Raw genomic sequence first — 13,594 nt, 5'->3', positions numbered from 1 at the left:
CCCCGGACCCGCCCCCCGTTCCACCGGCGCGATCCCCTCAAGCGGCTGAACGCCGCGCTGCTGGTCATCGCCTTCGTGCTGTCGCTGTTCGCCGGGCGGCTCGTGCAGCTCCAGACGATCGAGTCCGGCCGGTACACCGCGGAGGCGATGGAGCGGCGCCTGCAGAGGATCGATCTGCCCGCGACCCGCGGCGACATCACCGACGCGCAGGGCAACCCGCTCGCCATGACGGTGGAGGCGCGGGCGATCTACGCCGACCCGTCGCTGATCGAGGCGGACGACCGGCAGCCGGTCGTCAACGCGCTGGCCCCGACGCTCGGCCTGGACCCGGCGACGCTGATGAAGAAGATCAGCAAGCCCGAAACGCGGTTCGTGTACCTGGCGCACGGCGTCCGGCCCGACCAGGCACGGCTGATCACCTCGTGGGACTTTCCCGGAATCGGGACTCTGCCGGAGTATCGCCGCGAGTACCCCAACGATTCCCTGGGCGCGAGCGTCATAGGGTTCGTGAACGACACGGGGAAGGGCGCCGCCGGGCTGGAGAGCTCCATGAACGACGTGCTCGCCGGGCGAGATGGCTGGCAGCGGGTGGAGATCAGCCCCGGGGGCCAGCACATCCCCATGGGCAAGGACCAGAAGCGTCCCTCCGAGCCGGGCCGCGGCGTGCGGCTCACGCTGGAGCGCGACCTCCAGTTCAAGGCGCAGGAGGCGATCGAGAAGCAGGTCAAGGCGTCGGGCGCCAAGAGCGGCAGCGTGATCGTCATGGACCCGCGCACCGGCGAGATGCTCGCGATGGCCTCGGCGCCCGGGTTCGACCCGAACCAGTACGCCGAGTCGGACGACGCGCTGTGGGGCAGCCCGCTGGTGCAGGAGGCGTTCGAGCCGGGCAGCACCGGCAAGGTCGTCACCGCCGCGGCGGTCATGGAGAAGGGCGGGGTCACCCCGAAGACGCCCTACACCGTCCCCGACAAGATCAAGAAGTACGACGTCGTCTTCCGCGACTCGCACCCGCACCCCACCGAGCGGCTCACCTTCGCCGGGGTCCTCGCCACGTCCAGCAACGTCGGCACCATCATGGCCAGCGAGAGCATCACCGGGCAGCAGCTCCACCAGACGCTCCGCGACTTCGGGTTCGGTGCGAAGACCGGCCTGCCGCTGCCCGGGGAGACGCCCGGACTGCTGAAGCCGCCCGGCCAGTGGTCGGGCACCGACCGGTACCCGATCGCGTTCGGGCAGACGGTCTCGGTGAACGCGGTGCAGATGGCCAGCGTCTACGCGTCCATCGCCAACGGCGGCGTGCGGGTCGCGCCGGCCATCGTCGCGGGCACCGTCGGGGAGGACGAGACGTTCACGCCGTCGCCCGCGCCGGAGCGCAAGCGCGTCATCAGCACGAAGACCGCCAGGCAGATCAGCGACATGCTGGAGGGCGTGACGACGGACGAGGGCACGGCGCCCAAGGCCCAGATCGAGGGATACCGCGTCGCCGGCAAGACGGGCACCGCGGAGATCGTCAACCCGCGCTGCGGCTGCTACGACGGCGGCGGCTACATCGCGTCGTTCGCGGGCTTCGCCCCCGCGGACGATCCGCAGCTCGTCGTCCAGGTCGTCCTGCAGGACCCCAAGCGGGGCAGCCACTATGGTGGCGATGCGGCCGCGCCGGTCTTCAAGGACGTGATGAGCTTCGCCCTGCAGTCCGAGAAGATCCCGCCGACGGGGAGCCGCCCGCCGATCGTCCAGATCCACGCCCGGGACTGACGGCAGCGAGTACCCTCCTCGCCTGTGAGTCCACCACCCGTGTCCCAGCAGTCCCGTACCGCTCGCACCGAAAGTAACGCCATGCGTCCCACAACCAGTCCGGCCCGTCCGCTGAACGGACTCGCGGCGCTTCTCGGGATCGAGCAGACCGGCTGGGACGCGGTGTCGGCCTCGGGAATCACGCACGACTCGCGGGCGGTGCGGCGCGGCGACATCTACGCGGCGCTGCCCGGCGCGCGCGCACACGGCGCCCAGTTCTCGGCCCAGGCCGCGGACGCGGGCGCGGCGGCGATCCTCACCGACCCCGACGGGTACGACCGGGCGGCGGCGACCGGCCTGCCGGTCCTGGTGGTGCCCGACGTCCGCGCGCGGCTCGGCGACGCGGCGTCCTGGGTGTACGGGGAGCCGGGAGGCGACATCATCCTCATCGGCGTCACCGGGACCAGCGGCAAGACCACCACGGTCTTCCTGCTGGACGCGGGGCTCCGCGCCGCCGGCGTCGAGACCGGGCTGGTCGGCGGCGTCGAGATCCGGGTGGCCGGCGACAAGGTGCCGAGCGCGCTGACCACGCCCGAGTCCACCGACCTGCACGCGCTGCTGGCGATGATGCGCGAGCGGGGCGTCGGCGCCGCCTCGATGGAGGTGTCCAGCCACGCCCTCGCCCAGGGGCGGGTCGGCGGCGCGGCGTTCGAGGTCGCGGTGTTCACGAACCTGTCCCAGGACCACCTGGACTACCACCCGACCATGAAGGACTACTTCCTCACGAAGGCCCGGCTGTTCACGCCCGAGTACTCCCGCGTCGGCGTCGTCAACCTCGACGACCATTACGGCCGAGAGCTCCTCGACATCGCCACCGTGCCGGCGACGACGTTCTCGGCGTCCGGCGACCCGGCGGCCGACTGGCGCGCGGAGGACGTGCGCGTCGGCGCCGACGGCAGCGTGTTCCGCGTCGTCGGGCCCGGCGGCATCGAGGCCGACGGCGAGGTCCGGCTCGCCGGGCCGTTCAACGTCGCCAACGCCCTCGCCGCGATCGTCGCGCTCGTCGAGGCGGGAATCCCGCTCCAGGCCGCCGTCCGCGGGGTGGCGTCGCTGCCCGGCGTCCCCGGCCGGCTGGAACGCGTCGACGAGGGCCAGGACTTCGTCGCCCTCGTCGACTACTCCCACAAGCCCGGCGCGGTCGAGGCCGTCCTTTCCGCGCTGCGGCCCGTCACCGAGGGCGACCTCACCGTCGTGCTCGGCTGCGGCGGCGACCGCGACCGCGGAAAGCGCCCGCTGATGGGCGAGGCCGCCGCCCGCCTCGCCGACCGGGCGTACTTCACCGGCGACAACCCGAGGTCGGAAGATCCACTGGCGATCCTCGCCGCTATGGTCGAGGGCGGGCTGAAGGTGCCGCAGCCCGAGCGGGCGCACATCGTCGTGGAGCCCGACCGTGCCGCCGCGATCGCGCTGGCCGTCGGCCGCGCCCGCCGCGGCGACGTCGTCGTCGTCGCGGGCAAGGGCCACGAGCAGGGCCAGGACGTCGCGGGCGAGGTACAGCCGTTCGACGACCGCGAGGTCGTCCGCGAGGCGCTCCGGCGCCATACAAGAGGGACAAGAGGGGACGGGGCGCAGGCGTGATCCCACTTCCGCTGTCGACGATCGCGGAGATCACGGGAGGCACCCTCCACGGGCCTCCGGACGTCGTGGTGAGCGGTCCCGTCGTCATCGACTCCCGCGAGGCGGGGCCCGGGGCGCTGTTCGCGGCGTTCAAGGGCGAGCGCGCCGACGGGCACGACTTCGCGTCCGCCGCCCTGGCGGCCGGCGCCGCCGCGGTGCTCGCGCAGCGCCCGGTGGAGACCGGGGGCGCCGCCGGCCCGTGCGTGGTCGTCGCCGACGTCCAGGAGGCGCTCGGACGGCTGGCCAGGGGCGTGCTGGACCGGCTGCCGGACGTGACCGTCATCGCGGTCACCGGCTCGGCCGGCAAGACCTCCACCAAGGACCTGATCGGGCGGCTCGCGGGCCGCGCGGGCCCCACCGTCTTCCCGCCCGGCTCGTTCAACAACGAGATCGGGCTGCCGCTCACCGTGCTGCGCGCCGGCCCCGCGACCCGGCATCTCGTCCTGGAGATGGGCGCCCGCGGCATCGGCCACATCGCCTACCTCACCGGGATCGCGCCGCCCGACGTCGGCGTGGTGCTGAACGTCGGCACCGCGCACGTCGGGGAGTTCGGCGGCCGCGAGAACATCGCCCGCGCCAAGGGCGAGATCGTGGAGGCGGTGCGGCCGGGCGGCACCGCCGTCCTGAACGCCGACGACCCGCTCGTCGCCGCCATGGCGCCGCGCACACCCGGCGAGGTCGTCACCTTCGGCCGTTCCCCGGACGCGTCCGTCCGCGCCGAGGACGAGACGCTCGACGAGCAGGGCAGGCCCCGCTTCACCCTCGTCACACCGGAGGGCTCGGCGCCGGTCGCGCTGCTCCTGCACGGCTCGCACGCCGTCCCCAACGCGCTCGCCGCCGCCGCGGCGGCCCGCGCGGCCGGGCTCGCGCCCGCCGAGATCGCCGAGGCCCTCTCGCAGGCCACGCCGGTCAGCCGGTGGCGGATGGAGGTCACCGAGCGAGCCGACGGGGTGACGGTCGTGAACGACGCCTACAACGCCAATCCCGACTCGACCCGCGCCGCCCTCGACGTGCTCGCCCACATGGCGCGGGGCCGCCGCGCGTACGCGGTGCTGGGCGAGATGGCCGAACTCGGCGCCTCGTCCGCGGCGGAACATGCCAAGATCGGGGAGCATGCGGCGCGCAGCGGGGTCGCGGGCCTCGTGGTCGTCGGCGCGAACGCGGCGGCGATGGCGGACGGGGCCGGGCAGGTGGGGTCATGGACGGGAGAATGCGTGCAGGTGGATGACGTCGGCGAGGCGGTCACCGCGCTCGGCGAGCGGCTGGTGCCGCATGACGTCGTGCTGGTGAAGGGCTCTCGCGTCGCGGGGCTGGAACGGGTGGCCGAGGCGATCCTCGCGGAGGACGCCCGATGACCAACATCATCATCGCCGGCGGCGCCGCGCTGATCTTCGTGATGGTCGGCACGCCGGCGTGGATCCGGATCGTCAACCGGCTCGGCTACGGCCAGATGATCCGCGACGAGGGCCCCGAGGCCCACCTCAACAAGCGCGGTACCCCCACGATGGGCGGGACGGTCTTCATCGTCGGCTCGCTCGTCGGGTACGCGGTGGCGCACCTGTTCACCGGCAACCCGCCGACCATCTCCGGCATCCTCGTGCTGTTCCTGATGGCCGGTCTCGGCCTCGTCGGGTTCGTCGACGACTACATCAAGGTGTTCAAGCAGCGCAGCCTCGGGCTGCGCAGCGGCGCCAAGATGATCGGCATCATCCTCGTCGGCGTCGTGTTCGCCGTCGGGTCGCTCAACTTCCCCAACGGCTACCAGGTCACCCCCGCCGCCGACAGCCTGTCGTTCCTGCGCGACTTCGGGCCCCCGATCGGCCCGTACCTGTTCGTGATCTGGGCGCTGCTGCTGATCGCGGCGATGTCCAACGGCGTCAACCTCACCGACGGCCTGGACGGTCTCGCGGCCGGCCCGGCCGGGATGGTGCTGGCCGCCTACGTGATCATCGGCAACTGGCAGCTGCGCAACAGCTGCGAGTTCGCGCTCGACCCCAAGTGCTACACCGTCCGCGACCCCCTCGACCTCGCGGTGGTCGCCGCGGCCGTGCTCGGCGGCGTGTTCGGGTTCCTGTGGTGGAACGCCCCGCCCGCGAAGATCTTCATGGGCGACACCGGCTCGCTGGCCCTCGGCGGCGTGCTGGTCGGCCTGGCGATCCTCACCCGCACCCAGTTCCTGCTCGCCATCCTGTGCGGGCTGATCGTGATGATCACCCTGTCGGTGATGATCCAGGTCGGCGGGTTCAAGCTGACCAAGAAACGCGTGTTCAAGATGGCCCCGCTGCAGCACCACTTCGAGCTGTCCGGCTGGGCCGAGACCACGATCGTCGTGCGCTTCTGGCTGATGTCGGCGCTGTTCGTCGCCATCGGCATCGGCCTGTTCTACCTGGAATGGATGCCGAAGAGTTGAGTGATCACCGCCTTGAAGGCCGAGCCGTCTGCGTCGCCGGGCTCGGAGTGTCCGGCCGTTCCGCCGCCCGCGCGCTCGCCGGGCACGGCGCCCGCGTCACCGTCGTGGACGCCCGCGACGGCGAGGAGCAGCGCGGGCACGCCGCCGAGCTGGAGGCCGGCGGGATCGCGGTCCGGCTCGGCGACGGCGAGCGGCTGCCGGACGGCACCGACCTGGTGGTGACCTCGCCCGGCTGGCGGCCGGACGTGCCGCTGCTCGCCGCGGCCGCCGCGGCCGGCATCGAGATCATCGGCGAGGTCGAGCTCGCCTGGCGGCTCCGCCCGCGGGACGCGGCGCCGTGGCTGGCCATCACGGGGACCGACGGCAAGACCACCGTCGTCCGGATGCTGGCCTGCATGCTCACCGCCGCCGGCCACAACGCCCTCGCCGTCGGCAACGTCGGAACGCCCATCGTCGATGCCGTCGCCGGGCCGTACGACGTGCTCGCGGTGGAGCTGTCGAGCTACCAGCTGCACTGGTCCAGCTCGCTCGCGCCGGAGGCGGCCGCGGTGCTGAACGTCGCGCCCGACCATCTCGACTGGCACGGCTCCATGGACGCCTACGTGGACGCCAAGGCCAAGATCTTCGCCCCGGGATGCGTCGCGGTCTTCAACGCCGACAACGACACGTCCGCCGCCCTCGCCGAGCGCGCCCCGGACGTGGAGCGGCGGGTCGGCTTCACGCTGCGGGTCCCGCGCCCCGGCGAACTCGGCGTCGTCGAGGAACTGCTGGTCGACCGGGCGTTCACCGGCGACCCTGCCGGCCAGGCCGCCGAACTCGCCGAACTCGCCGACGTCCGCCCGTTCGCGCCCCACAACGTCGCCAACGCGCTGGCCGCCGCCGGCCTCGCCCGCGCGTTCGGGGTGCCGCCCGAGGCCGTCCGCGAGGGGCTGCGGGCGTTCGTCCCCGACCCGCACCGCATCCAGCACGTCGCCGACGTGGCGGGCGTCACCTACGTCAACGACTCCAAGGCGACGCAGCCGCACGCGGCCGCCGCGTCCCTGGCCGCCTACGAGCCCGTCGTGTGGATCGCCGGCGGCCTCCTTAAGGGCCTGGACGTCGACGACCTGGTGCGCACATGCGCCGGTCGGCTGCGCGGCGCCGTGCTGATGGGACGCGACCGGCACCGGATCGCCGAGGCACTGGCGCGACACGCTCCGGATGTCCCGGTCGTGGACGTCCCCGACACCGACACTGGGGCCATGGACCGCGTCGTCAACGAAGCCTCCGGGCTCGCGCGCCCGGGTGACACCGTGCTGCTCGCCCCCGTCGGGGCGTCCTTCGACATGTTCGCCAACTACCCCGCCCGCGGGGACGCCTTCATCGCCGCCGTCGAACGCCTCGCCGGCCGGAGCCCCCATGCCAGTCCGGGGGACGACCCCCGGAACCCCCATGCCAGCCCGGGGGACGACCCCCGGAACCCCCATGCCAGCCCGGGGGACGACCCCCGGAACCCCCGGTAGGCATGGCCGCCGTACCGGCCGAAGAGGAGGACGGCGGGCGCCCGGGGCCGCGCGAGCAGGTGGTCGCCGCCATCGGGCTGCTCGACCGTCCCCTCACGTCCTACTACCTGGTGCTGGGCTGCACGGTGATGCTGCTCGCGCTCGGCCTGACGATGGTGCTGTCGGCGTCCAGCGTCAACCAGCTCCAGGCGACGGGCTCGGCCTTCACCCTGTTCCAGAAGCAGGCGCTGTGGATGGCGATCGGGCTGCCCGGCATGTGGCTGGCGTCCCGCCTGCCGGTGAAGACGTTCCGCGCGCTGGCCTACCCCCTGCTGCTGCTCTCGATCGTCGTGCTGATGATGGTGCTGGTCCCCGGGCTCGGCCGCAGCGCGGGCGGCGCCACCCGCTGGATCGACCTGGGGCCGGTGCAGATCCAGCCGTCGGAACTGGCCAAGCTCGCACTGGTGCTGTGGGGCGCGGACCTGCTGGCCCGCAAGGAACGGCTGGGGCAGCTGACCGAATGGCGCCCGCTGCTGGTCCCGCTGATGCCCGGCGCCGGGGTGCTGGTCCTGCTGGTGATGCTGGGCAGCGACCTCGGCACCACGCTGGTGCTCCTCGCGATCTTCCTGGGGCTGCTGTGGGTCGTCGGCGCCCCCGCGCGGCTGTTCGTCGGCATCACCGGGCTCGTGGGCGTGCTGGTCTCGATCCTCATCGTCGTGGAGCCGTACCGGATGAGGCGCCTCACCGGGTTCCTCGACCCGTCCGGCAACCAGCTCACCGACAACTACCAGGGCATGCAGGGCCTGTACGCGATCGGCTCGGGTGGCCTGTTCGGCACCGGCCTCGGGGAAGGACGCGCCAAATGGGACTACCTGCCCCACGCCGAGACCGACTTCATCTTCGCGATCGTGGGGGAGGAGTTCGGCCTCGTCGGCACCCTGGTGGTCCTGTCCCTGATCGGGCTGCTCGCCTACGCGGGCCTGCGGATCGCCCGGCGGGTCAACGACCCGTTCACCCGGCTCGCCGCGGCGGGCGCCACGGCGTGGCTGGTCGTGCAGGCCGTCGTGAACATCGGCGCCGTGATCGGCGTCCTGCCCATCACCGGAATCCCGCTTCCGCTGGTGTCCTACGGCGGTTCGGCCCTGATCCCGAGCCTGTTCGCGCTGGGCATGCTGCTCGCTTTCGCCAAACGTGAGCCCGGCGCGCGGCAGGCACTCTCCGCACGGGGTCCCGGACCGGTCGTGAGGGCTCTAAGCTGGCTGGGTCTGGCACGGCGTTGAACCCCTTCCGGGGGGTTCGGGGGGTCCCCCCATATTGACTCGGCCCCCTCCGGGGTGCCGGAGACGCCGCGTCCACGAGCGCGCCTGCGCGCCGGACGCGCGGCACCCGACAAGTCGAACACGCTGAGGAGTTGTCAACCAGCATGAGGGTTGTCCTGGCCGGCGGGGGCACCGCCGGACACATCGAGCCCGCCCTGGCACTCGCCGACGCGCTGCGCCGCAACGACCCGAACACCGGGATCGTCTGCCTCGGCACCGAGCGGGGCCTGGAGACCCGCCTCGTCCCGCAGCGCGGCTACGAACTCGCCCTGATCCCGCCGGTACCGCTGCCGCGCACGCTGACCCCGCAGCTGCTGTCGGTCCCCGGCCGGCTGCGCGGCGCGATCAACGCGGCGGCGTCCGTCCTCGACCAGGCCCAGGCCGACATCCTGGTCGGGTTCGGCGGTTATGTCGCCACGCCGGGCTACCTGGCCGCGCGCAAGCGCAAGGTGCCGATCATCGTCCACGAGGCCAACCCCAAGCCCGGCCTCGCCAACAAGCTCGGCGCCCGCTTCACCGAGCACGTCGCGGTGTCGCACGCCGACTCGCCGCTGCCGAACCCCACGTTCGTCGGCATCCCGCTGCGCCGCGAGATCGCCACCCTCGACCGGCTCGCCCTGGGCGACAAGGCCCGCTCCTACTTCGGCCTGCTGCCCGACCTGCCCACCCTGCTGATCTTCGGCGGCTCGCAGGGCGCCCGGTCCCTCAACCAGGCCGCGGTGGCCGCCGCGCCGGCCTTCCGGCAGGCGGGCATCCAGGTCCTGCACATCGTCGGGCCGAAGAACACCGAGGAGCCCGAGCCGGTGTCCGGCGGCCCGCAGTACGTCACGATCCCGTACTGCGACCGGATGGACCTCGCCTACGCCGCCGCCGACATGGCCATGTGCCGCGCCGGCGCGATGACGTGCGCGGAGCTGGCCGCGGTCGCGCTGCCCGCGGTGTACGTGCCGCTGCCGATCGGCAACGGCGAGCAGCGGCTGAACGCCGAGCCGATCGTCGAGGCCGGCGGCGGCATGCTCGTCGACAACGCCGACCTCACCCCGGAATGGATCGTGCAGCACGTGCTGCCGGTGCTGGCCGACCCGGGCCGGGTCGCGCACATGTCGGAGGCCGCCGGGCGGATGGGCCGGCGGGACGCCGACGTCGCGCTCGCCCGGATGGTCTACGACGTGGTCCGCTCGTCGGGCACCGGCCGATGAGCCTGATCGATCCGCGCGACGTCGTGCCCGCCGGCGAGCTCGGCCGGGTCCACTTCATCGCGATCGGGGGGGCGGGGATGTCCGGCATCGCCCGCATCATGCTCCGGCGCGGTCTCGCCGTCTCCGGCAGCGACGCCCGCGATTCCGAGCTGCTCACCCAGCTCGGCGACCTCGGCGCCAAGGTCTTCGTCGGGCACGACGCCGCCTACCTGGGCGACGCCGAGACGGTGGTCGTGTCCACCGCGATCCGGGACGCCAACCCGGAGCTGGCCGCGGCCCGCGAGCGCGGCCTGCGGGTCCTGCACCGCTCGGCCGCGCTCGCCTCGCTGATGGCGGGCCGCCGCGCGGTCGCGGTCGCCGGCACGCACGGCAAGACCACCACGACCTCGATGCTGACGGTCGCGCTCCAGCACGCGGGCGCCGACCCGTCCTACTGCATCGGCGGGCAGCTGGTCACCACCGGCCTCGGCGCCGACGAGGGCACCGGCGACGTGTTCGTGGCCGAGGCCGACGAGAGCGACGGCTCCTTCCTCATGTACACCCCGCACATCGCGGTCGTCACCAACGTCGAGGCCGACCACCTCGACAACTACGGCGGCTTCGAGATGGTGAAGGAGAACTTCGGCAAATTCGTCGACCGCGTCGAGCCGGGCGGGACGCTCATCGTCGGCGCCGACGACCCCGTCGCGATGGAACTGACGGAACGGGCGCGGGCGCGCGGCCTGACCGTCCGCACGTACGGGGAGGCCGCGGGCGCCGACCTGAGGGTGACCGGATTCACCCCGCGCGGGCTCGGCTCCCGGTTCGAGATCGACGGGATCGGCGAGGTCGCGCTGGGCGTCCCCGGGCGGCACAACTCGCTGAACGCCGCCGCCGTGGTCGCGGTCGCGCAGGCCCTCGGCCTGGACGACGCGCCGGTCCGGGCGGGCCTCGCCGCGTTCGGCGGCGCGATGCGGCGGCTGGAGCGCAAGGGCGAGGCGGGCGGCGTCGAGGTGTTCGACAGCTACGCCCACCACCCGACCGAGCTCACCGCCGACCTGGACGCCACCCGCGACTACCTGGGGGAGAAGGAGGGCGGCGGCCGGATCGTCGCGGTCTTCCAGCCCCACCTGTACAGCCGCACCCGGTTCTTCGCCGCCGAGTTCGGCGCGGCGCTCGGCCTCGCCGACGCCGCCGTCGTCCTGGACGTCTACGGGGCCCGGGAGGACCCGGAGCCCGGCGTGACCGGCGCCCTCGTCGCCGACGCCGTCCCCGCCGGCACCGAGACCGTGTACGCGCCCGTCCGCGACGAGGTGCCCGGCATCGCGGCCGCGCTGGCGCGGCCCGGCGACGTCGTCATCACGCTCGGCGCCGGGGACGTGACCCAGCTCGGCCCGCTCGTCCTGGAGCGCCTCGCGGGGGCGTGAGCGGCGGGCTCGGTCCGGCGGGGACACGCCGCCGCCGGCGCGGTCGGCGGCGGGCGGGGCGGGGACTGCCAAGCTTGGGTCATGACCGAGGCGCGGACGGGCCAACGAGCCGTGCGGGACGGGAAGCCCGAGCCGGACGAGGAGCAGGCGCCGGACACGGCCCGTGGCGGAGAGCGCGGCCGTCCGGGACGCTGGAAGGTGGTCTTCGTCTCGCTGCTGGTGCTCGGCGCGCTCGCGGCGGTGACCTGGGTGCTGCTCGGCTCGCGGCTGCTGGTCGTGCGGCACGTCGAGGTGACCGGGACGAGCCTGGCGCCCCGCGACCGCGTCGTCGACGCCGCCGGGATCAGCCTCGGCAAGCCGATGGCGCGGCTGGCGACCGGCGATATCGGGGAACGGGTCGAGCGGCTCCGGGAGGTGGAGTCGGCCGAGATCCAGCGGCACTGGCCGGGCACCGTCCGCATCGTGGTCCGCGAGCGGGTGCCGGCCGCGGTCTTCGAACGCGGCGGCCGCCACCACCTCATCGACCGGCACGGCGTCGTCGTGGCCGACGGCGAGTCCAGGCCGTCCGGTCTCCCGACGCTGGCCGTCGCCTCTCCCGGGCCGTCCGACAAGGCGACGCTGGCCGCCCTCACCGTCCTGTCCGACCTGCCGGAACGGATACAGGAGCAGCTCCGCGAGGTCGCGGCCACCGGTCCCGAGGCGGTCACCCTGCACATGGCGAGCGGGCAGACGGTGGAGTGGGGCGCCGCGGAACGGGCGGGGGAGAAGATCCGGCTGCTGGACGCGTTGTGGCGCACGGCGGCGGGGCGGGCCGTCAGCACGGCCGACGTCAGTTCCCCCGAGGTGCTCAAGACGAAGTGAGCATGCCGTGCGGCGCACCCCGCCGGACCGCCGGGCGCTTCGCGGGGAAGTCCGTTTGTCATGCCGTTCGGGTCCGGTGCGTGTTGCGCGGCGATTCCGGCGGCCCGATGGGGCACGCTGGAACGGTCGCCCGGACATCGGCGGCAACGATACGGACGGCGGGAGGCGGCAGCTGGTGGACGGCGGCGTGCACGGTCCGGGAACTCCCAGATCTCCTTCGCCAACCTGGGCAAACCTGCGTCCAGTGCGACACGCCGGTGGAGTTGGGGGGAGGTTAGTTGACCCTGGCCGTAAGGCCGCCCTACTGTCCGTATCAGTCCTCAGGTTGACATAACTGTAAGCCTCAAGTTGAGGGTGAGGGTTCAGGGGGGACCGGTCTTCGAACCGGATCGGCCCGGGGCTCGGCCCGCAAGCAGCAGACAGGTCAGGAAAACCGCGGCGGCACGGTCGGCAGATCGTGCAGGGCGGTCGGATAGAGCGGAAAGGCCCCTCGTCGTGGCAGCACCGCAGAATTACCTCGCGGTCATCAAGGTCGTCGGCATCGGCGGCGGCGGCGTCAACGCCGTCAACCGGATGATCGAAGAGGGACTCAAGGGCGTCGAGTTCATCGCGATCAACACGGACGCCCAGGCGCTGCTGATGAGTGACGCCGATGTGAAACTGGACGTGGGCCGCGAGCTCACCCGCGGGCTCGGAGCCGGCGCCAACCCCGATGTCGGCCGCAAGGCCGCCGAAGATCACCGCGAGGAGATCGAAGAGGTCCTCAAGGGCGCCGACATGGTGTTCGTCACCGCCGGAGAGGGCGGCGGCACCGGCACCGGCGGCGCCCCCGTGGTGGCCAACATCGCCCGCTCGCTCGGCGCGCTGACCATAGGCGTCGTCACCCGCCCCTTCAGCTTCGAGGGCAAGCGCCGCGCCATGCAGGCCGAGGCCGGCATAGAGACGCTGCGCGACGAGGTCGACACCCTCATCGTCATCCCCAACGACCGGCTGCTGTCGATCTCCGACCGGCAGGTCAGCGTGCTGGACGCGTTCAAGGCCGCCGACCAGGTGCTGCTGTCCGGTGTGCAGGGCATCACCGACCTGATCACCACGCCCGGCCTGATCAACCTGGACTTCGCCGACGTCAAGTCCGTGATGTCCGGCGCCGGCTCGGCGCTGATGGGCATCGGCTCCGCACGGGGTGACGACCGCAGCGTCGCCGCGGCCGAGATGGCGATCTCCAGCCCGCTGCTGGAGGCCAGCATCGACGGCGCGCACGGCGTGCTGCTGTCCATCTCCGGCGGCTCCGACCTCGGCCTCTTCGAGATCAACGAGGCGGCGCAGCTGGTGTCCAACGCCGCCGCGCCCGACGCGAACATCATCTTCGGCGCGGTCATCGACGACGCGCTCGGCGACGAGGTCCGGGTCACGGTGATCGCGGCGGGTTTTGACGAGGGCCGCCCTGCTAAGCCGGCCCCGGAACCCGAGAGCAAGAGGCTGCCCCCGCCGCCGCGCCCCGTACCGC

The 13,594-nt window shown here is 73.0% G+C and carries 10 protein-coding genes; all 10 read left to right on the top strand.

The genetic code is table 11. The features are described from left to right. The coding region (locus E1285_RS37080; protein WP_243723310.1) for a penicillin-binding protein 2 at window positions 1-1,755 on the top strand (1,755 nt) is incomplete at its 5' end. 81 nt (window positions 1,756-1,836) lie between these two features. Next, on the top strand, window positions 1,837-3,372 hold the full coding sequence (locus tag E1285_RS37075; RefSeq protein WP_132159268.1) for a UDP-N-acetylmuramoyl-L-alanyl-D-glutamate--2,6-diaminopimelate ligase: 1,536 nt from the start codon (window positions 1,837-1,839) through the stop codon (window positions 3,370-3,372). Then, on the top strand, window positions 3,369-4,766 hold the full coding sequence (gene murF / locus E1285_RS37070) for a UDP-N-acetylmuramoyl-tripeptide--D-alanyl-D-alanine ligase (protein ID WP_132159267.1): 1,398 nt from the start codon (window positions 3,369-3,371) through the stop codon (window positions 4,764-4,766). Before E1285_RS37075 ends, murF begins: the two co-directional genes overlap by 4 nt. Then, window positions 4,763-5,821, top strand: a complete 1,059-nt coding sequence (mraY, locus tag E1285_RS37065; protein ID WP_132159266.1) for a phospho-N-acetylmuramoyl-pentapeptide-transferase — start codon at window positions 4,763-4,765, stop codon at window positions 5,819-5,821. Before murF ends, mraY begins: the two co-directional genes overlap by 4 nt. Beyond that, entirely contained in the window at window positions 5,803-7,323 is a 1,521-nt protein-coding gene (gene murD / locus E1285_RS37060) for a UDP-N-acetylmuramoyl-L-alanine--D-glutamate ligase (RefSeq protein ID WP_132159265.1), read from the top strand. Before mraY ends, murD begins: the two co-directional genes overlap by 19 nt. Window positions 7,324-7,325: 2 nt before the next feature. Then, window positions 7,326-8,582, top strand: coding sequence for a putative lipid II flippase FtsW (gene ftsW, locus E1285_RS37055; protein WP_132159264.1), 1,257 nt, complete (start codon window positions 7,326-7,328; stop codon window positions 8,580-8,582). Between the two features lie 143 nt (window positions 8,583-8,725). Continuing rightward, entirely contained in the window at window positions 8,726-9,820 is a 1,095-nt protein-coding gene (gene murG / locus E1285_RS37050; RefSeq protein WP_132159263.1) for an undecaprenyldiphospho-muramoylpentapeptide beta-N-acetylglucosaminyltransferase, read from the top strand. Continuing rightward, a complete protein-coding gene (murC, locus tag E1285_RS37045; protein ID WP_132159262.1) occupies window positions 9,817-11,226 on the top strand; it encodes a UDP-N-acetylmuramate--L-alanine ligase in 1,410 nt (469 codons plus the stop codon). The genes murG and murC overlap by 4 nt, the downstream gene beginning before the upstream one ends. Before the next feature lie 81 nt (window positions 11,227-11,307). Next, on the top strand, window positions 11,308-12,087 hold the full coding sequence (locus E1285_RS37040; RefSeq protein ID WP_132159261.1) for an FtsQ-type POTRA domain-containing protein: 780 nt from the start codon (window positions 11,308-11,310) through the stop codon (window positions 12,085-12,087). A gap of 495 nt (window positions 12,088-12,582) precedes the next feature. Next, window positions 12,583-13,594 (top strand): cell division protein FtsZ (gene ftsZ, locus E1285_RS37035; protein WP_132159260.1); only part of this gene is annotated, 1,012 nt, incomplete at its 3' end.

It is taken from the genome of Actinomadura sp. 7K507, assembly GCF_004348425.1.
GTDB lineage: Bacteria > Actinomycetota > Actinomycetes > Streptosporangiales > Streptosporangiaceae > Spirillospora.
The sequence above is the reverse complement of the archived record's forward strand: the minus strand, read 5'-3'. Positions and strand labels throughout refer to the sequence as shown.